This is a genomic window from Pontixanthobacter sp. (genome assembly GCF_049682855.1).
Lineage (GTDB): Bacteria > Pseudomonadota > Alphaproteobacteria > Sphingomonadales > Sphingomonadaceae > Pontixanthobacter.
Genome location: NZ_JBAUIK010000017.1, coordinates 46,037 through 65,458, shown reverse-complemented (window position 1 = coordinate 65,458; position 19,422 = coordinate 46,037). Strand labels below are relative to the sequence as shown.

The 19,422-nt window shown below is 56.9% G+C and carries 23 protein-coding genes; 11 read left to right on the top strand and 12 right to left on the bottom strand.

Going from position 1 to position 19,422, the window contains the following annotated elements; all coding sequences use genetic code 11:
- Positions 1-212 precede the first annotated feature (212 nt).
- Positions 213-1,913 (bottom strand): M28 family peptidase, encoded by a 1,701-nt coding sequence (locus WA922_RS11505; RefSeq protein ID WP_424771850.1) that lies wholly within the window; start codon positions 1,911-1,913, stop codon positions 213-215.
- A 149-nt stretch (positions 1,914-2,062) separates the two neighbouring features.
- On the opposite strand from WA922_RS11505, the gene rpiB reads away from it, so the two are divergent.
- Genes rpiB through WA922_RS11485 form a run of 4 tightly spaced genes read left to right on the top strand, consistent with a single transcriptional unit; the run spans position 2,063 to position 5,067 of the window.
- The gene (gene rpiB / locus WA922_RS11500; protein WP_424771849.1) at positions 2,063-2,497 is read left to right on the top strand and encodes a ribose 5-phosphate isomerase B; all 435 of its coding nucleotides are present in this window, start codon (positions 2,063-2,065) and stop codon (positions 2,495-2,497) included.
- 43 nt (positions 2,498-2,540) lie between these two features.
- On the top strand, positions 2,541-3,851 hold the full coding sequence (gene glyA, locus WA922_RS11495) for a serine hydroxymethyltransferase (RefSeq protein WP_424771848.1): 1,311 nt from the start codon (positions 2,541-2,543) through the stop codon (positions 3,849-3,851).
- A gap of 6 nt (positions 3,852-3,857) precedes the next feature.
- Positions 3,858-4,358 (top strand): transcriptional regulator NrdR, encoded by a 501-nt coding sequence (gene nrdR, locus WA922_RS11490; protein ID WP_424771847.1) that lies wholly within the window; start codon positions 3,858-3,860, stop codon positions 4,356-4,358.
- Positions 4,348-5,067, top strand: a complete 720-nt coding sequence (locus WA922_RS11485; RefSeq protein WP_424771846.1) for an RNA methyltransferase — start codon at positions 4,348-4,350, stop codon at positions 5,065-5,067. Before nrdR ends, WA922_RS11485 begins: the two co-directional genes overlap by 11 nt.
- Here WA922_RS11485 and WA922_RS11480 read toward each other — a convergent pair.
- Positions 5,064-5,375 carry a chorismate mutase gene (locus tag WA922_RS11480; RefSeq protein WP_424771845.1) on the bottom strand — a complete coding sequence of 104 codons (312 nt, stop codon included), beginning with the start codon at positions 5,373-5,375 and terminating at the stop codon, positions 5,064-5,066. The genes WA922_RS11485 and WA922_RS11480 overlap by 4 nt on opposite strands.
- A gap of 229 nt (positions 5,376-5,604) precedes the next feature.
- Between WA922_RS11480 and rpsD the strand changes: the two genes are divergently transcribed.
- Positions 5,605-6,219: a 30S ribosomal protein S4 gene (gene rpsD / locus WA922_RS11475; protein ID WP_424771844.1), complete on the top strand. Its 615-nt coding sequence runs from the start codon at positions 5,605-5,607 to the stop codon at positions 6,217-6,219.
- A gap of 72 nt (positions 6,220-6,291) precedes the next feature.
- Here rpsD and tgt read toward each other — a convergent pair whose 3' ends face one another.
- Positions 6,292-7,431 (bottom strand): tRNA guanosine(34) transglycosylase Tgt, encoded by a 1,140-nt coding sequence (gene tgt, locus WA922_RS11470; RefSeq protein ID WP_424771843.1) that lies wholly within the window; start codon positions 7,429-7,431, stop codon positions 6,292-6,294.
- 62 nt (positions 7,432-7,493) lie between these two features.
- Here tgt and WA922_RS11465 point away from each other — a divergent pair, with 62 nt between their 5' ends.
- Positions 7,494-8,264, top strand: a complete 771-nt coding sequence (locus tag WA922_RS11465; protein WP_424771842.1) for a TSUP family transporter — start codon at positions 7,494-7,496, stop codon at positions 8,262-8,264.
- Between the two features lie 58 nt (positions 8,265-8,322).
- Here the strand turns inward: WA922_RS11465 and WA922_RS11460 are convergent, their stop codons facing one another.
- The 8 genes from WA922_RS11460 to WA922_RS11425 all read right to left on the bottom strand — a co-directional run bounded on the left by WA922_RS11460 (position 8,323) and on the right by WA922_RS11425 (position 14,258).
- A complete protein-coding gene (locus tag WA922_RS11460; RefSeq protein WP_424771841.1) occupies positions 8,323-8,850 on the bottom strand; it encodes an outer membrane beta-barrel protein in 528 nt (175 codons plus the stop codon).
- Positions 8,851-8,975: 125 nt separating this feature from the next.
- A complete protein-coding gene (locus WA922_RS11455) occupies positions 8,976-9,746 on the bottom strand; it encodes an ABC transporter permease (protein ID WP_424771840.1) in 771 nt (256 codons plus the stop codon).
- A complete protein-coding gene (locus WA922_RS11450; protein WP_424771839.1) occupies positions 9,743-10,687 on the bottom strand; it encodes an ABC transporter ATP-binding protein in 945 nt (314 codons plus the stop codon). The genes WA922_RS11455 and WA922_RS11450 overlap by 4 nt, the downstream gene beginning before the upstream one ends.
- A 50-nt stretch (positions 10,688-10,737) precedes the next feature.
- Positions 10,738-11,766 (bottom strand): tRNA preQ1(34) S-adenosylmethionine ribosyltransferase-isomerase QueA, encoded by a 1,029-nt coding sequence (gene queA, locus WA922_RS11445; RefSeq protein WP_424771838.1) that lies wholly within the window; start codon positions 11,764-11,766, stop codon positions 10,738-10,740.
- Positions 11,767-11,801: 35 nt separating this feature from the next.
- Positions 11,802-12,494 carry a peptidylprolyl isomerase gene (locus WA922_RS11440; protein ID WP_424771837.1) on the bottom strand — a complete coding sequence of 231 codons (693 nt, stop codon included), beginning with the start codon at positions 12,492-12,494 and terminating at the stop codon, positions 11,802-11,804.
- 81 nt (positions 12,495-12,575) lie between these two features.
- Positions 12,576-13,088, bottom strand: coding sequence for a pantetheine-phosphate adenylyltransferase (gene coaD / locus WA922_RS11435; RefSeq protein ID WP_424771836.1), 513 nt, complete (start codon positions 13,086-13,088; stop codon positions 12,576-12,578).
- Positions 13,085-13,987 carry a polyprenyl synthetase family protein gene (locus WA922_RS11430; protein WP_424771835.1) on the bottom strand — a complete coding sequence of 301 codons (903 nt, stop codon included), beginning with the start codon at positions 13,985-13,987 and terminating at the stop codon, positions 13,085-13,087. Before WA922_RS11430 ends, coaD begins: the two co-directional genes overlap by 4 nt.
- Before the next feature lie 7 nt (positions 13,988-13,994).
- Positions 13,995-14,258, bottom strand: a complete 264-nt coding sequence (locus WA922_RS11425; RefSeq protein WP_424771834.1) for an exodeoxyribonuclease VII small subunit — start codon at positions 14,256-14,258, stop codon at positions 13,995-13,997.
- A gap of 78 nt (positions 14,259-14,336) precedes the next feature.
- Between WA922_RS11425 and WA922_RS11420 the strand changes: the two genes are divergently transcribed.
- From WA922_RS11420 to purL, 4 genes are read left to right on the top strand one after another with little or no spacing between them, the layout of a single operon-like run.
- Entirely contained in the window at positions 14,337-14,732 is a 396-nt protein-coding gene (locus tag WA922_RS11420; RefSeq protein WP_424771833.1) for a DUF2177 family protein, read from the top strand.
- A 5-nt stretch (positions 14,733-14,737) separates the two neighbouring features.
- Positions 14,738-14,965 carry a hypothetical protein gene (locus tag WA922_RS11415; protein WP_424771832.1) on the top strand — a complete coding sequence of 76 codons (228 nt, stop codon included), beginning with the start codon at positions 14,738-14,740 and terminating at the stop codon, positions 14,963-14,965.
- A 12-nt stretch (positions 14,966-14,977) separates the two neighbouring features.
- Positions 14,978-15,418, top strand: coding sequence for a hypothetical protein (locus WA922_RS11410; protein WP_424771831.1), 441 nt, complete (start codon positions 14,978-14,980; stop codon positions 15,416-15,418).
- A 9-nt stretch (positions 15,419-15,427) separates the two neighbouring features.
- Positions 15,428-17,773 carry a phosphoribosylformylglycinamidine synthase subunit PurL gene (purL, locus tag WA922_RS11405; RefSeq protein ID WP_424771830.1) on the top strand — a complete coding sequence of 782 codons (2,346 nt, stop codon included), beginning with the start codon at positions 15,428-15,430 and terminating at the stop codon, positions 17,771-17,773.
- A 25-nt stretch (positions 17,774-17,798) separates the two neighbouring features.
- Here the strand turns inward: purL and WA922_RS11400 are convergent, their stop codons facing one another.
- On the bottom strand, positions 17,799-18,608 hold the full coding sequence (locus WA922_RS11400; RefSeq protein ID WP_424771829.1) for a Coq4 family protein: 810 nt from the start codon (positions 18,606-18,608) through the stop codon (positions 17,799-17,801).
- A 123-nt stretch (positions 18,609-18,731) separates the two neighbouring features.
- Between WA922_RS11400 and WA922_RS11395 the strand changes: the two genes are divergently transcribed.
- A complete protein-coding gene (locus WA922_RS11395; RefSeq protein WP_424771828.1) occupies positions 18,732-19,418 on the top strand; it encodes a nitroreductase family protein in 687 nt (228 codons plus the stop codon).
- Positions 19,419-19,422 lie beyond the last annotated feature (4 nt).

Here is a 19,422-nt window from a genome sequence, read left to right as displayed (position 1 = left end):
AGCGACCAGATGGTGGAACAGGCCAATATTGCTATGGCCGATTGGATAACAGACGAAGGCGCTAAACACACTGAACGAGTCAGTGGAAGTAGTATGGGATTCCATGCCGCCTCTTATGGAGGAACAGGTTGTTTACTGCGCCGCTCAAGAAGTGCCTTAGGCGCATCTTCACACCTGCTGCCCATTTGGCGCATCGCGTAAGGTTCTCCTCGCTATCCCTTCATCGATTCATAGGCGGCAACGGTATCCGCCACCGGGTCAAGCCTTACCCATAATGCAATCGCGCTCGCACCGGCCAGACAGATGGCCGCTAGCGTGAAGGCTGGTTTACGGCTGACAGGCGGGATCATGGCCCCCAGCATTGGCACCATCAAGGCGGCCAAAACCGCCGTTACCCACGGCACGTCGGGCCCCACGCCCTGCATCAGTTGAAAACCATATTGCAGCACGAAGCCTAATGATAATGCGCCGCATACGGCTTTTACGCCCTCTACCCAGCGCCCACTAAACCGCGCGTCCAATGCGCCTGCGATACCGCTCAGCAAAAATGGCCAGACGGTTATATAGGATGTGACGGGCGCGTATATTTGCAAAACAAGCGCGATGAGCACACCGACAATGCTGCCACTTCGGCCCGCCCAAAGAGGCGCCGTGGCGGCCAAGGCGGCGATACAAATAAGCAATGCCTGGCCGGTCAACATCGGGATGGCGGCGAGCCGGTCATAATAATCGCTTTCGCTGCTCGCTGCGCCAGATATTACATTCAGCCCATATAGAAGCAGACCGCCACCCAGTATCACTGCTGCGCTAGCCCCAAGACTGCGCAATGCCCCGGGTAGCCCGCCGCTATTGCTACGCAGACAGTAAATATGCAGCGCCGCCATGACCGCGAACAAAACCCATCCGGTAACAGCACCATATGTGATCAGAATGATCCCGAACATGTCGAAGAATGTGATGTTCGGGCTCGGCTGCGGCAACGCGTCTGCGTTGCCCAGAGCCCATGTCAGGGCGAGCGTTTGATCGCCCATATCCTGCAACGCGCCCTGATCAAGATTGGCGGGCGTCGCCTTGGGCGAATGATACAATCCTGAACGGCCGATAAAACTGAGATTGTACGCGGCATAATCACGTTTCAAAGCCGGGGTCAGATCGGTGTCGTTGGGCAGCGCATCGTAGACGAAAGTGGCCAGCGACGAGCCGCCCGGGCGGTCCACCGCACTGGAATACAGCGCAACAGCCTGTCCATTCCGGGCTGACGTCTGAAACAAGGTGGTCCGCCCGCCCCCGCCGCGCGCCTCCAGGTTAATGATGGCACCGATTCGGTCACTTATCGGGTTGGCTTTCCCATCATCGCCAAAAAACTGCCGCGCACCGAGCAGGCCCAACTCCTCCCCATCGGTCATGATTGCGATTACATCGCGTGTTAGCGGCCCCTCGGCTTTGATCGCACGAACCGTCTCAAGAACGCTCGCAATTCCCGCCGTATCGTCGGGCGCACCGGGCGATTCCCAAACAGTGTCGTGATGCGCCATCAGGGCGACCGCTGGCAGGCTGCGATCGCTACCGGGTAATATTCCGATCACATTGGTCAAAGTAAGCGCATCGGGCCGTGTGCCGCTCCAATGGGCGAACCGGTCAAGGCTGCGCTTGGGAACCGCGCCGGTCGTGGTGGATACTTCCATGCCCAACTTCTGCATCTCGGCAATCAAATAGGCCCGAACTCTGGCGTTTTGTGCAGACCCTGTCGGGTGGGGTTCGGCGGCAATGACGCGGACATGCGCCATCGGACGCGTGCCGGAGAATATGGCCGGATCGCTACCGTCCGATCTGGGCGGTTGCGGTGTGGTTCCCAAAATTGCCAGAACTATACCGCCGAGCAAGGCGGCCAGTGCGGCGGTCCAACGCGCCATAGAACATTCTCCCCTTGCCCGGTTTGATGCGCGCGCGCTGACCGCAAGTCAAATGGCGAGCAACGATGGGGATGATTGCATAGGCACGGTGGCGCGGTGTCCCTATACCCCCTAAGAGTGCGACAGCGATTCACTGAATGAGACCTGACATGCGCATTGCCATAGCTTCCGATCATGCCGCGACAGATTTGAAAGCCGAATTGCGCGATTGGCTGATTGATAGCGGGCATGATGTGGCCGATCTGGGGCCATCGGAGGGCGAGAGCGTCGATTATCCAGATTATGGATATAAATTGGCCGCAGTGGTAGCGGATGGCTCAGCCGAACGCGGTATTGCCCTGTGCGGGTCGGGCATTGGCATCTCCATGTCGGTCAACCGCAACCCCGCCCTGCGCTGCGCACTCGTGTCAGAGCCACTATCGGCAGGCTTGGCGCGCGAACATAATGATGCAAATTGTCTGGCGATGGGCGCCCGTCTAACCGGGATCGAAATGGCCAAGGCCTGCGTTACATCCTTTCTAGACACCCAATTTGCTGGCGGCCGTCATCAGCGGCGTGTCGACAAATTATCCGACCCGAAATAGTCCAACCTTCGATACCTTAACCTCCAGGCGACCGAGACTTCTCATGAGCACAGCACCAAACACTGTTACCGACATCATGCACCGTTTCTGGCATGACAGTCTGGCGGAGGCTGACCCGGAAGTGGCCGCAGCCATCGGCGATGAGCTGAACCGCCAGCAAGACAAGATCGAGCTAATCGCGAGCGAAAACATCGCCAGCAAGGCCGTGCTCGAGGCAACCGGATCGGTTTTCACCAACAAATATGCAGAGGGATATCCGGGCAAACGCTATTATGGCGGCTGTGATTATGCCGACGTGGTGGAAACGCTGGCGATAGACCGTGCAAAGGAGCTGTTCGGCTGTAACTTTGCCAATGTGCAGCCCAACAGCGGTAGCCAGATGAACCAGGCGGTTTTTCTCGCTTTGCTCCAGCCTGGCGATACATTTATGGGGCTCGATCTTAATTCGGGTGGGCATCTGACGCATGGTTCACCTGTCAACATGTCGGGTAAATGGTTTAATCCTGTCAGTTACGGCGTAACCAGGGGCGCAGAGCTGATCGATATGGATGCTGTTGCCGCGACTGCGCGCGAGCACAGACCGAAGCTGATTATCTGCGGCGGTACTGCCTATTCGCGGACGTGGGATTTCCCTCGTTTCCGGGAAATCGCCGATGAAATCGGCGCTTATCTGCTGTGCGATATGAGCCATATCTCCGGGCTGGTGGCAGGGGGTTCGCACCCTTCCCCGTTCCCGCATGCAGATATCGTCACCAGCACCACACATAAAAGTCTGCGCGGGCCGCGTTCGGGAATTATTCTGTGGAACGATGAAGAGCTGACCAAGCCGCTTAATATGGCGGTATTCCCCGGCCTTCAGGGCGGACCATTGATGCATGTCGTTGCTGCAAAAGCGACAGCTTTCCTTGAGGCGCTGCGTCCGGAGTTCAAAACCTACGCTGCCGCCATAGTCGAGAATGCACGCGCACTTGCTGCCAGTCTTGAGGAAAACGGTCTGCGGATTGTCTCGGGCGGCACGGATAACCATTCGATGCTGGTCGATCTGACAGCCAAGGACGTCACCGGAAAGGCGGCTGAAAAGGCGCTCGACCGTGCATGGCTAACCTGCAACAAAAATGGCATTCCTTACGATACGCGCAGCCCGTTTGTGACCAGCGGTATTCGTCTTGGCACACCGGCCGGAACAACACGCGGGTTTGGCCCGGCGGAATTTCGCCAGATCGGCGTGCTTATTGCCCAAGTCGTTGACGGTCTATCTAAGAATGGGCCAGACGGTGATGCTGAGGTGGAAGACGCCGTGCGCGGCAAAGTTGCGCAGCTTTGCGCGGCCTTTCCTGTATATCCGGGACGATAAAACCATATGCGGTGCCCGTTTTGCGCGCATGATGACAGTCAGGTCAAGGACAGCCGCCCGACAGAGGATAACGCATCCATCCGGCGGCGGCGACAATGCTCCAGCTGTGGCGCACGTTTCACCACATTTGAGCGGGTGCAACTGCGCGAGGTCACGATTTCCAAGTCGGGTGATCGCAGGGAAGCATTTGATCGGCGCAAGATCGAGCAATCCGTGTCGCTGGCCTGCCGCAAACGCGATATATCGCAGGAACGTATCGACCAGCTTATTTCAGGCATTCAGCGTCAGGTGGAAACCGCAGGTGAGAACGAAGTCCCCTCGTCCCGGCTCGGGGAGCTAGTGATGGACGGTTTGCGCCAGCTGGACAGCGTTGCGTATATTCGTTTCGCCAGCGTCTACCGCGACTTCAGCGAAGCCCGCGATTTTGAGGAATTTGCCAGCTCGGTTCAGGAGGTTGCAGGGTCGGAGGACGCAGACGATAGAGATCAAGGCTCCAGTGACAGCTGAACCACCAGTATTCGTGCTCGTACGCCCGCAACTGGGTGAGAATATCGGCAAGGCTGCGCGTGCAATGCTGAACTTCGGACTGACCGAAATGCGGCTGGTTGCCCCGCGCGATGGGTGGCCCAATCCCAGTGCTGGCCCTTCGGCTGCAGGTGCGGATATTGTGCTGGACAGGGCCCGGGTATTTGCCACGACCGCCGACGCATTGGCCGACTGCACCAATATTTACGCAACAACCGTGCGCAAGCGGGGCGATCAAAAACCAGTCGTGTCGCCGGAGGAAGCGGCAGGAGAAATCATGACCCACCCAGGGCGCAGTGCGTTTCTGTTTGGGCGGGAGGCTTCGGGACTGGATATCCAGGACGTTGCCATCGCAGGGAAAATTCTGACAGTGCCGATAAATCCCGGATTTGGTTCGCTGAATTTGGCGCAGGCGGTTATCCTGTGCGCCTATGAGTGGTCAAAAACGCAGCAATTGTCGCAGCCGACGCTCGAAAACCGGCTCCCACCCGCGCCCCAGAAAGACCTTGACGGATTGATCGATCATATGGGCGCAATGCTTGAACCGAAGGGCTATTTCCTGCCGCCATCGCGCGGCGCGGCAACTCGGCGTACATTGCGTAATGTGCTGACCAAGCCGCGCTGGAACCACCTGGAAATCCGCACGCTGCGCGGTGTCTTGTCTGCTTTGTCGAGAGCGGACCGGGACTAACCCCGAATACGCTCCCACTCAATCAGCTCATAGGCGATCGAGCTTTCTACCAGCCTGTCCCAAATCTCCGCGATGTCTCTATGCGGAAGGCCGGCATTCTGCGCTGCATCAGCCGCCGCCTCGATGACCGACGCCTTGCGCTCCTCATCCCGGACCGCACCGCGCGTTTCCTTAATCCGCGCGGCAGCCCGCATATAGCCATAGCGAATTTCGAGCAGTTTGATCAGCGCCAGATCGGTCGCATCGACACCGGCACGGACCTCCGCCATTGTGTTGCAGTTTTCGGGGGCTTTGGAAGTATCAGTCATCGCCCATGCGCTCTGGCTTGATGAAGGTATTTTGTCGAGGGCGGATTTGGTTGACGTATCTATTATTCCTGCTAATCGCGCGCTTCGCACTTTGGCTCCGCATCCCGGTGAAGCGGCAGCCGCGCCAGATGCCGTTTTTAGACGGGTTGGTCTGACGGAGCGATACCGGGTGAAAGCGTTAGCACTCCAGCAGTTGGAGGCGCGGCGATAGCAAAATGGAGCACCGACTATGTCGAAGCGTAAGGCATCGAAGCATAAACTTGACCGCCGGATGGGCGAAAATATCTGGGGCCGTCCAAACAGCCCGGTAAACAAGCGTTCTTACGGACCGGGCCAGCACGGCCAGCGCCGCAAGAGCAAAGTCAGCGATTATGGCCTGCAACTCCGCGCCAAGCAGAAGCTCAAGGGCTATTATGGCGACGTGACCGAGAAGCAGTTCCGCAGCACCTATAAAGAAGCATCCAGCATCAAGGGCGATACAAGCCAGAACCTGATCGGTTTGCTTGAGCGCCGGCTTGATATGATCGTGTACCGCGCCAAGTTTGCGCCAACGATCTTCGCAGCGCGTCAGATCGTTTCGCACGGCCACATTAAAGTGAACGGTGTCAAATGCAATATTGCCAGCCGCCGCATCAATGTGGGCGATGAAATCAGCCTGAGTGACAAGGCGAAGGAAATGGCCCTAGTCATCGAGGCGCAGAGCCTTCCAGAGCGGGAGATTCCCGATTATGTTGCTCCGGATGGGAATGACAAGGTCACCTATACGCGAGTGCCCAAGCTGGACGAAGTCCCGTATCCGGTTACAATGGAACCAAATCTGGTGGTCGAATTTTATTCGCGCTAGGGTTTATACCAACGTCATAAAAAGGGGCGGCCTGCATCGGCTGCCCCTTTTTCGTTGGCCGATGCTGCGCGTTTATTTTTTCATATAATTGCGGTGAAATTCTGCGGCGAAGGCGGCAAAGCGGGTTTCGCTGATTGCGTCGCGCATGGCCTGCATCAGTTGCTGGTAAAACGCGATATTATGTTCGGTCATCAGCATAGCGCCCAATATTTCTTGTGATTTGACCAGGTGGTGCAGATAGGCGCGGCTATAGGCCGAGCAACACTCGCAGCTGCACCGGTTATCTATCGGATCGGTATCTTCGGCAAAGCGGGCATTGCGCAGATTGATTGGCCCGTTCCAAGTGAATGCCTGGCCATTGCGTCCTGACCGGCTTGGCAGCACACAATCAAACATATCCACGCCGCGCTCCACCGCTCCGACCAGATCGTCAGGTTTGCCCACGCCCATCAGATATCGCGGCCGGTCATCCGGTAATTGTCCGGGCGCAAATTCCAATGTCGCGAACATTGCCTCCTGCCCTTCGCCCACAGCGAGGCCGCCAATCGCATAGCCGTCAAATCCGATATCGATCAGCGCCTCGGCGCTGCGCTTGCGCAATTCTTCATCGAGTGCCCCCTGCTGGATACCGAAAAGCGCAGAGCGGGCGGCATGGTCTGTCCCACAGTCAAAGGCGGCACGGCTTCGTCTGGCCCACCGCATCGACATTTCCATTGAACTGGCGATCACATCACGCGGTTGGTCGGCGCGCGGGCATTCATCAAATGCCATGACGATATCGGAGCCGAGTAATCGCTGGATTTCCATCGACCGTTCGGGTGTCAGCATGTGTTTGGAACCGTCCAGATGGCTGCGGAACTCCACGCCTTTCTCGGTAAGTTTGCGCAATTCCGACAGGCTCATCACCTGATAGCCGCCACTATCTGTCAGGATCGGCCGGTCCCAATTCATGAATTGATGGAGCCCGCCCAGCTTCGCCATACGTTCCGCGCCGGGCCGGAGCATCAAATGATACGTATTGCACAGGATAATATCCGCGCCGGTTTTGCGAACGGTCTCGGGCTTCATCGCCTTAACCGTTGCGGCGGTACCCACAGGCATAAAGGCTGGGGTGCGGATGTCCCCCCGCTGCATCTGGATGATACCGCTGCGAGCCATTCCGTCGGCGGCGTTGACGGTAAATGAGAATCTGGGCTGGACAGTGTCGGTCATGTGGTTGCAGCCTTTAACGGGACGGGGCATGACGGGCAAATGTTGAACCATGTGATCGGATAATGATAGAGAGTTTTACGCCAGAGGTTTGGTTGCTGCTGACAATGTTCGGGGTCGCGATCCTGACCGGCTTTATTGATTCCATTGCGGGCGGCGGCGGGCTGGTGATGATGCCAGCACTGCTCGCAGCGGGTCTTCCCCCACATCTCGCCATCGGAACCAACAAACTGCAATCGGTATTTGGCACCAGCGTGTCGTGCTGGAATTACTGGAAAGGCGGCTTTGTCGATATCCGTAGCAATTTGCCGTTGGTACTATTGGTTTTCGGCGCATCGGCGCTCGGTGCGGTTCTGGTCCAGCAAGTGGATGCGGGAATCTTGCGGTATATCGTGCCGGTTTTCCTGATTGGCCTTGCCGCCTATGTTATTCTGTCTCCGCGAATGCATGATGAAGACGCGCAGGAACGTCTCACTCGCAAGGGGTATGCGCCGGTGGCTGGATCGATCGGGCTGTATGATGGATTTTTCGGACCTGGCACGGGGCAGTTTTTCACCGCAAGTCTGGTGGGCTTGCGCGGACATGGGCTGACGCGGGCCACAGGTAATGCAAAGCTGCTCAATGCGACCAGCAATTGGGCGGCAGTGCTGCTTTTTGCCATTGGCGGAAAAATGGTCTGGATGCTGGGTATTACAATGGCTGTTGGCGCAATGCTGGGCGGATATGCCGGGTCACGTTTTGCCATGCGTCACGGTGCCAAACTAATCCGCCCGCTGATGATTGCGGCGTCGCTTGGTTTGACCGGCAAAATTGTGTGGGACCTGTTGCATCCATGATGGGCCGGATCGTTCATGCGGATCCGGCCCAAATATGTAAAGTGCGGCTTACCGCAAATTAAAACGCCAGTACCAGCCCGGCGGTCCCGCGAACGCTATCAAAGGCGATCGTATCGACATTGAAGCGCAGTTGCAGCGGCCCGTCGCCCAGCGGCAAGTCTGCACCAGCGCCCAGAAGATAATCGCCAGCAGTGTCATCAAACCCGGCATTTTCGAACGCCCCAAGGTCAAAATCGACTTCCTGATAACCAGCACGTACAAACAGCTTGGCGCCGCCTTCCAGGCGATAGCCTGCGCGTGCGGCAATGCCGTATTCGCTATCGATCAGACCTTCGCCAAAGTGATAATTGGCTTCGGCGCCGATAAACAGCTTTTCACCAACCGGCACATCGACGCCGGCCACTCCGCCGAAGATAAAACCACCGCTATCGAGGCCAGCGGCAGCGCCATCGTCAGAAATATCGTGATAGCCCGCAGAACCGCCGATAATAACCTGCGCTTTGGCTGCGTCCTGCTGGGCAAAAGCGGTTGAAGGGGCGGTTATGCAGATAGCGAATGCACTCGCCAATAGAACGGAATTTTTCATCAATTATTGTCCTAAAATACACGCCTTATGGCGCGATCGCGCCAATGCGCTCGGCCAGCTTTCCGGCAGCTGAATGAAATGCGCATCAATGGCGCATTTTGATGCAGCACTATGCGTCATTGCCGTTACGATCTTAGCCGCCAGCCAGTTTTGAAAATATAGCCAATAACGGTCACACACAGCACCAGGAACCCGGTCGTCATTGCGAACGACACCCAGATACTGACGTCCGAGCTGCCGTAAAATGTCCAGCGCAACCCGCTTACCAAATACACGATCGGATTAAACAGCGCGATCGTGTCCCACGGCTGGGGTAGCATATCGATCGAGTAAAACGTTCCGCCAAGAAATGTCAGCGGCAAGAGAAACAGCTGCGGGATGATGCCAAGTTTTTCAAAGCTATCCGCCCACACGCCAAGAATAAACCCAAATAGCGAGAAGCTCGCCGCGACCAGCATAATATAGCCGATTGCCAGGAACGGATGCGCAATGGAATAATCCACAAACAAAGTGGCGGTCGCGAGGATTATCGCGGCGAGTATCAGCGATTTGGTAGCCGCCGCCCCGACGAAACCGGCGAGCGTTTCGGCAACACCCACGGGCGCGGACAATAGCTCGTAAATTGTACCGGTGAAGCGCGGCATATAAATGCCGAAACTGGCATTGGATGTGCTTTCGCTGAGCAATGTCAGCAGCAATAGACCCGGCACAATGAAGGCGCCGTATTCTACGCCGCCAAGATCGGGCATTCGCTCCCCGATGGCTGCACCAAAAACGATGAAATAAAGCGACGTGGTAAGAACCGGCGCGAGGATCGATTGGAATGCCGTGCGCATCGCCCGCATCAATTCGCGCGTATAAATGGCCCACATGCTGCGAATATTGAAGCCGATCATGCGGTGCCTCCGTTACGCTGTTCGACCAGATCGACGAAGATATCTTCCAGGCTGGATTCGTGTATATCAATCCCGTCATAGTCTATACCCGCGAGCGTGAGAGCCTTGGTCAATGCGGCGACTTCCGCCTTGCCCTTGCCGCTGCCATCCCCGCCGCGATAAACCAGCTGTTTTCCGTTACCGGACAGCGTGACGGGGTATCCGGCGAGTGATACGGGTATGTCTTCAAGCGAAACGGGCAGTGAAATCACCGCTTCCGTGCGGCCCAAGCGCGCCATCATCGCCGCCTTATCATCCACCATCAGGATTTTGCCGTGACGGATCACGCCAACGCGGTCGGCCATTTCTTCAGCTTCTTCAATATAATGGGTCGTCAGGATAATGGTGACGCCGCGTTCCCGCATCGCGCCGATCAGCCTCCACATATCGCGGCGCAGCTCGACATCAACGCCAGCGGTTGGCTCATCCAAAAACAGCAATTGCGGATCATGCGCAAGAGCCTTGGCAATCAGCACCCGCCGCTTCATGCCGCCCGACAATGCGCGGATTTGTTCCTTACGCTTGTCCCACAGGCTAAGCGATCGCAGGATCTCCTCCATCCGGGCAGGATCAGGTGCCAAACCGAACAAACCGCGCGAATACGCGACCGATCGGCCAACCTCCTCGAACATGTCGGTTGAAAGTTCCTGCGGGACAAGACCAATTTTGGCTCGCGCAGCGCGCCAATTGCGCGACAGATCCTCGCCAAATGCACGGATCGTACCCCCGCTGGGCCGCACCAGCCCACAAACCGCCCCAATCAGCGTCGTTTTACCCGCACCATTGGGCCCAAGCAGCGCAAATATCTCGCCTTTATGTATATCGAGGTGAACATCATCCAGTGCGGTCAATCCGCCGGGGTAAGTCTTCGTCAGACCTGCGATCTGTAGAATGGGTTCCATATGGGGGCAGCCTTCGCGCAGAATATGGCGGCTGCCAAGTGTTTCCTGCGCTAAGGAATGAGCAGGGATGAATCGCCGTAGCTGTAAAACCGGTATTTTTGCGCAATCGCATGGGCGTAGACCGCTTTCATCCGGTCCACCCCCATAAGCGCACTGACCAGCATCATCAGGGTCGATTTGGGCAGATGGAAATTGGTCATCAGGCCGTTGACCGCTTTGAAGCGGTAGCCAGGCGTGATGAAAATGGCTGTATCGCCCTCGAACGGCTGCACTGTGCCGCTCTCATCCGCTGCGCTTTCCAGCAAGCGTAGACTGGTGGTCCCGACTGATATGACCCGCCCGCCAGCAGCACGCGCGGCATTAATGCGCTCAGCAGTGCACGGATCAATCCGGCCCCATTCAGAATGCATATGATGATTGTTCGTATCCTCCGCCTTGACCGGCAGAAACGTCCCCGCGCCGACATGCAGCGTCAGCGTTTCGCGCATGATGCCCTTCGCATCCAGCGCCGCCATCAGGCGATCTGTGAAATGTAATGCCGCTGTGGGTGCGGCAACGGCGCCGTCCTCCTTCGCAAAAACGGTTTGATAGTCCCGTCTATCCTGTTCATCCGCAGGACGTTTTCCAGCGATGTACGGGGGTAACGGTATCCGCCCTGCCCGTTCGAGCAGAACTTCGACCGGCTCATCCCCATCAAAGCACAGGGTGAAGCTGCCATCATCACCACGCGCCTCTGCAACGGCGCTCACACCGCCGCCAAAAGCGATTTCGTCGCCTATTTTTAGTCTCTTGGCATTGCGGATAAAGGCCTGCCAGCGCCGCAGATCAACCCGCTTGTGCAAAGTCGCACCGATGCGGGCTTCACCGCGTCGCCCCTCCAGCTGCGCAGGGATAACCCGGGTGTCGTTAAACACCAGGATATCACCGGGGTTCAGCAGATCAGGCAAATCAAGAACGCACCGGTCAGCCAATGCCTCTGCACCCGATGCGAGCAGCATTCTGGCACTATCGCGCGGACTGACCGGGCGCAGGGCAATCAGATCATGCGGCAGATCAAAATCGAACAGATCAACACGCATCGGCTGCTATCCTGTGATCGGCGTGCTTGCCGCGATCAGCGGAGCGGCGCGTTAAGCACGTCCGCAGTAATCGGAGCCTCTGGAACATTTGCCGGAACCAGTGTTGGGGCTGGCATATCATCGGCTGCGATGGAGGCTTGGACAATGCGTGTGGGATTCGCTGGCGGCTCGCCGCGATTGATGGCATCAACAGCAGCCATGCCGGATATCACCCGGCCAAAATTGGTATATTTCTTGTCCAGACTGAACCGCGGGTAGAATACGATAAAAAACTGGCTGTTGGCGCTATCTTCCGAATTGGCCCCGCGTGCCATCGCCAATGTCCCGCGCAAATGCGGCATCGGATTGAACTCTTCCTTAAGATCGGGAAGCTCCGATCCGCCGCGGCCAGTGCCGGTAGGATCGCCGGTTTGTGCCATAAAGCCTTCAATAACCCGGTGAAATATAACGCCATTATAAAATCCGTCCCGGGCGAGCGTTTTAATTCGTTCCACATGAGCAGGTGCCCAGCTTGGCATCAACCGAATTTGCACCCGGTTGCCGTCCGAAAGATCCAGCACAAGGATATTCTCACGATCTTCCTGCACGTTGAAATTCACCGGCAGAAAACGGCGTGGTTCTTCCTGCGCCTGTGCAGCGGGTTCAGCAGCAGCGTCTTGCGCCGCCACCGCGGCAGGCGACGCGAATGTGGTGAATAGAGCGCCAAGGGCGATCAGGCGTGCGAACATGATATTCCTGTCAAAGCTAGAATGTCTCTGGATATGCCCCGTTTAACGGTATGGTGCTGTCACTTCAATGAATGAAGCATATTAGTAGTCACCTTGGCGGCCGATCATTTCGACCCGCCGTACAATATCATTGCGCACGTTCTCACTAACAAAAGGCGTCACATCACCGCCAAACAGGGCGATTTCCTTGACCAGCTTGGACGCGATTGGCTGCAATGAGACATCCGCCATTAAAAACACCGTCTCGATATCTGCGTCGAGCTGCTGGTTCATGCCTGCCATCTGATATTCATATTCAAAATCCGCCACAGCCCGCAGCCCGCGAATGATAACGCTGGCCCCCTGGGCCCTGGCAAATTTCATCAGCAATGCATTGAAGCCGACTATCTGCACATTGCCCAGTCCAAGATCAGCAACTTCACGCTTCACAGCGGTCAGGCGTTCGTCGGTTGAGAACATCGGGTTTTTGGAAGGGTTGGTAGTCACCCCGATAATCAGACGATCGACGAGCTTCGCCCCGCGCCGGATAATATCCGCATGGCCAAGTGTAACCGGGTCAAATGTGCCCGGATAGATACCAACACGTTCGCTCATCGGTCCCTCTCCACAACAAACCGGGCCAGATCGATCAACAATGCTGCATCATCACCATAGGGCGACAACCGCTCTATTGCCTGATTGACCAGCGCGCGCGCCTGATCACGCGCCCCATCTGCGCCCATCAGAGTGACAAAGGTCTGTTTGCCCTGCTCATCATCCTTGCGCAGAGCCTTGCCCGCTTTCGCTTCATCGCCTTCATGATCGAGCAAGTCATCCGCGATCTGGAAGGCCAGTCCTATATCACGGGAGTAGGCATGCAAACCCGCGCGGCCTTCGGGTGCAACTTTACCCAGAACCGCACCCATTTCAACCGAAGCGGCCAGTAACGCACCGGTTTTCAATTGCTGCAATCGCGTGACTGCGGGCAAATCATAGGACGTATCATCCGCCGCCATATCCATCATTTGCCCGCCCGCCATACCGTTCATGCCGCTTGCCGTGGCGAGAGTGGAAACCAGTTCCGCGCGAATGAAAGGATCACCGTAGATTTTGCTGTCAGACAATATTTCAAAAGCCAGCGCGTGGAGGGAATCGCCTGCCAGTATGGCAGTTGCTTCATCAAACTGCCGGTGTACGGTCGCCTTGCCGTGGCGCATGTCATCATCATCCATGCATGGCAGATCGTCGTGAATCAGCGAATAGACATGGATCGCTTCCACTGCGCATCCGGCTTGCACAGCGGCGTGCCGGTCAACACCGAACAGATCGGCTGTGGCGGTGAGCAATAAGGGGCGTATCCGTTTGCCGCCGCCGATCGCGGCGTACCGCATGGCTTCCACAAGCCGCGCGCGCGTGTCGCCCGGCACCGGAAGCAACAGATCAAACGCCGCATCAATCTCCGACTGGATCGTCAGCAAACCGTCTTTCAGGCGATGGTCAGTTGCGGCAGCCACGTCGGTTTTAACCCTCCGCGTCAAACGGAGCCGACCCGACTGCGCGGCCATCAGGCGCCTGTACGATTTTTTCAATCCTCGCTTGCGCGGCATCAAGACGAGACTGACAATGTTGCCGTAATTTCTCGCCCTGTTCGTAAAGATTGATCGAATCGTCGAGCGGCACTTCACCGCTTTCCAGACGCCGAACCACCTCCTCCAAGGCTCTCAGAGCATCCTCAAACGTCATTTCCGCTATCTTGGTTTGGGCGTTGGGGTTTGCGTCTGCCATAATGATCATGCAATGACGCTCACAGCGGTATTGGTCAAGCGCACTGGACCGCCGAAACAAAAAAGCAGGGGAGCTTATATGCAGTGGCTTATCGCCTATGCCGGCGCGGCAGTCTCGTTCGGAATTCTTGATGCCATCTGGCTGCGTTGGGCCGGGCCCAATTTTTACCGGCCAGCGATCGGCGAACTCATGGCTGACAGTTTTCGCGGCGGTCCTGCTCTGGTATTCTATCTGATTTACATCGCCGGGATGGTGTGGTTTGCCGTCCGTCCCGGTCTCGAAGGCGGGTTGGGCCAGGCCGCGCTCAACGGTGCTTTGCTGGGCGGATTATGCTATGCAACCTATGATCTGACCAATCAGGCAACCTTAAAAGTATGGCCGACATATATCAGCATCACGGACATTGTATGGGGCGCCTTTGCGACATCTATCGCAGCGACAACGGCAACCTACCTTGTGCAGAAACTGGGGTGACCTGAATGTTTATCGGCCATTGGGCACCAGCCTTCATCGCTGCTGCCGCGTCCAAGCGTTCGCCCAAGCTGGGGACTTTGTTCATCGCGGCCCAGCTGGTGGATTGGGGATTCTTCCTGTTCGCCACAGTGGGATTGGAAAGAATGCGAATTGAGCCCGGCATCACGGCGATGAACCCGCTGGATCTGTATCATATGCCCTATACGCATAGTCTGCTGGGCTGTGCCGGATAGGCGCTCGCTTTCGTGGTGCTTCTGCTGCTGATGCGCCGCGAGCTGGTGACCGCGCTGATCGGCGGCGCGGTCGTTCTGTCGCATTGGTTTGTCGATCTGCTGGTCCACCGCCCTGACCTTACGCTGGCTGGCGGAGAGGACCGGTATGGTTTTGGTCTGTGGAATTATCCGGCGGCCGCTATCATATTGGAACTGGGGATAACGCTTGCGGCGTTCCTGTGGTATATATCGCGAACCAAGGGCCCGGTTATGCCGCCCTGGATATTGCTGGCGTTTCTGTTGTTGATTCAATCGATCAATTGGTTCGGCCCGTCGCCGACAGAAGCTGGTCCGGCGCTATATCTGACAGCCCTCGCCAGCTTCGGTCTTGCGGCATGGATTGCATCTTGGGTGGGGACAAGTAGGCGGCACAAGGATGATCGGGGGCTAGCAGGTGGCGGGCCGCGCCGCTAAACGACGTGCATGGCTGAATCACCTGATCTGATCACACCGCAAGTCGTGGAAGCACACGGCTTCAGTCCCGAAGAATATGAGCGCGTTCTAACCGCACTCGGACGCGAACCAAACCTGGTTGAGCTGGGTATATTTTCGGTAATGTGGTCAGAGCATTGCTCCTACAAATCATCGCGCTTTCACTTGAAGAAACTGCCGACAGAAGCGCCGTGGGTTATTTGCGGCCCGGGTGAAAATGCGGGGGTTATTGATATCGGCGCAGGGGCCGATGGCAGAAAATTGGCCGCCATTTTCAAGATGGAGAGCCACAACCACCCCTCCTATATTGAGCCCTATCAGGGCGCGGCCACTGGGGTTGGCGGTATTCTGCGCGATGTCTTTACAATGGGCGCGCGCCCGGTTGCCAATATGAATGCCTTGCGCTTCGGCTCGCCCGATCACCCCAAGATGAAGCATCTGGTCAAGGGTGTGGTCGCCGGCATTGGCGGATACGGCAATTGCGTTGGCGTTCCGACCGTCGGCGGCGAAACCAACTTTCACCCCGCCTATGACGGAAATATTCTGGTCAACGCCATGACCGTGGGGGTCGCTGATGCGGACAAGATATTCTACAGCGCCGCCACCGGTGTCGGTAATCCCATAGTCTATGTCGGATCAAAAACCGGACGCGACGGTATTCATGGCGCGACAATGGCAAGTGCCGATTTCGGTGATGATATCGAAGAAAAACGCCCCACTGTTCAGGTGGGCGACCCGTTCGTTGAAAAGCTGTTGATCGAGGCCTGCCTCGAACTGATGGCAACCGATGCGATAGTGGCTATTCAGGATATGGGCGCGGCGGGCCTGACATCGTCCAGCGTTGAAATGGCGACCAATGGCAACACCGGCATCCGGCTCGATATGGACCGGGTGCCCTGCCGCGAGGAGGGCATGACGCCCTACGAGATGATGCTGAGCGAGAGCCAAGAACGAATGCTGATGGTTCTCAAACCCGGCAAAGAGGCGATGGCCGCAGACATCTTCGAAAAATGGGAACTGGATTTCGCCGTTATCGGTGAAGTTACCGACACTAAGCATATGGTACTGGAGTTTGGCGGCGAAGTTGTCTGCGATATCCCGCTGGGGCCGCTGGCGTCAGACGCGCCCGAATATGAGCGGCCTTACATTTCCAAAGAGGAATACCGTGCATGGGCAGCTATCCCCTCTGTCAGCAAAATTCCTGCGAGTGCTGACCACGGCGCGGAACTGCTGCACATGCTCGCCACCCCGGCCCTGGCTTCGCGCAGATGGATTTGGGAGCAATATGACAGCCAGGTTGGCGCAGATACGTTGCAAAAATCTGGCGGTGATGCGGCCGTTATACGCGTACATGGGACCAATAAAGCCCTCGCCATGACCACCGATTGCAACCCGCGTTATTGCTATGCCGACCCCTATGAGGGCGGCAAACACGCCATTGCAGAGGCCTATCGTAACCTGTCCGCCGTGGGCGCGCGTCCGTTGGCAGTGACCAATTGCCTCAATTTCGCCAATCCGCAGCGCCCCGAAATCATGGCGCAACTGGTCGGCTGTCTGGAAGGGATGGGCGATGCATGCCGCGCGCTAGATTTGCCGATCGTTAGCGGCAATGTGAGCCTGTATAATGAGAGCAAGGCGACCGGCGGCGGTAGTGCGATTTTGCCAACTCCGGCGATTGGCGGTGTGGGCGTGCTTGAAGATCTGGACGATATGGCCACGATTGCTTTCAGGGATGAGGGCCATGCGATTGTTGTTCTGGGCGGTTTCACCGATAATGGGGATGCGCTCTGGAACGCGAAATCGGGCAATCCGGATCTGGATGCAATGCGCGCAGAAGGCGCCATTGGCGCAATCGGATCACATCTGGGCCAATCGACATGGCTACGTGAAATTCGCGGGCTGGAAGATGGAGCGCCTCCGCCGGTTGATCTGGCAATGGAGCGACGCGTTGGCGAATTTGTGCGCGGCTTGATTGAACAGGCGCGCTGCACAGCAGTGCACGATATATCCGATGGCGGCGCTGCTGTGGCACTGGCAGAGATGGTGATGGCGAGCGGTATTGGCGCAACAGTTCACACGCTTGGCGATTCGCTGCTTGATATGTTTGGGGAGGACCAATCGCGCTATATCGCGACGTTCACCTTTACCGAACGCGAAGAATGGGAAGCGTTCAAAGCGGAATGCGACAATGCCGGTGTCAGTGCTGACTGGATCGGGTTTACTGGCGGAAACGGCTTCTCATGGAAAGATGATGAGGATACGGTTCTGTTCGATATTTCTGCTGACACATTGCGCGAGGCCAATGACAGCTTCTTCAAAGGCTGGATGGAAGAATAAATCCTGATCCGGGATGCATCTGACTTTATGCCGGGCAACATTCCTGCTGGGTCTGTGCAGGCAAATTGCCCGGATCCTGGGTGGACAGACCTTCAGCCCTAAAGGTTTCCAGGCACTGCCGGTACAATACAGGCTCGCCAATGCCCAGCTGCTCACGCGCCTCTTCAAGCGGCAGAGCCAGCAGCTGTTCGACATCCTGATGGGCGAGCTTGGCAGCCGCTGCACCAAGCCGCTGCCCTTCGCGGACAGCGGCAAATACGGGCGCTGCACTGCCCGAATCTTTTTTCAACTGGCGCGCACCGGCATAGGCGATGAACAAGACACCGCGATTATGGTTTTGCGCATAGCTGAAGCCAAGCAAGCACAATTCACCCAGCGCATCACGGCCATAGCCGCTGAGCACATGAAACAGATCATGCATGTCACGCAGGCGTTCAAAATACCATTCATATAAATCGCTTGGGCGATCGTCTTTGCTAAGCCACTTGTATGATTCTTCAACCAGCCCCTGAGCGGTGAGCCCCTCCCGTTTCATAAACCGGACATAGTGCTGGGCCACGCTATGCTCCGCCATATCAGCCCAGTTTGCGTGATTATCCAGCATTGCTGGCAAGTCACGATCTTCACGAAGCAGCGCCTGACCTTCTGGCGACTGAACGAACCGCGCAGCCTGCCGCGCGCTTTTGCGGCCCTTAAGCGCCTCAATAATATGAAAAACCTGTTCGGTATCTTCCTTGTTGGCGATCAATTTCCTGAAATGAGTAATAGCCTTGACCGGTTGAAAGCCAGTCAGTGTACGATCAGGGTGATGTAAGGGCCGATCAATAGCTGACATTATCTATGGACTCCAAACGCGACATACCGGGTTGATTTTCGAACTAGCCACTACTTACATTAATGTCAATAAGAAAGCGTTAAACCCCTTTCAAGCTGGCGTCAAAGCGGCGATACTGCGCGCATGAAACCGCACGAATCCGTTCCGTATACATTGCCAGACATGTCCGATGCAGACCGTATTGCCAGAGCCAGAGCCTTCCGCAGCGATCTGTCGCGGCGCCGGTCCTGTCGATATTTCTCTGACGCGCCCGTTCCCCGCGAGATTATCGAGCAGGCGATTTTGGCAGGCGGAAGTGCGCCGAGCGGCGCCAATCATCAGCCGTGGCATTTCGCCGTGGTATCATCACCTGATAAAAAGCGCGCAATCCGCGTCGCGGCGGAGGCGGAGGAAGCGGCGTTTTACGGGTCCGATGCCAACAGCGCCAGGGCCGGCGACGAATGGCTGGGCGCTCTTGATCCGCTCGGCACTGATGCCGAGAAACCCTTTCTTGAAACTGCTCCTTGGCTGATCGTGGTATTCGCGCAGCGCAGAGGCGGGATCAAGGACGACGGCACAACGCAAAATTACTACGTCAATGAGAGTGTCGGTCTTGCCTGCGGAATGGTGATAACCACGCTGCACCGCGCGGGGCTCGCCACTTTGACACACACCCCTTCCCCGATGGGATTTCTGCGCGAGATATGCGAACGTCCGGCGATAGAAAAACCGGCTATGATTATTGTCACGGGTATACCGTCTGCCAATGCAACAGTGCCCGCCCATGCACTGATTAAAAAGCCGCTCAGCCAGATCGCCAGCTGGCTATGACCCG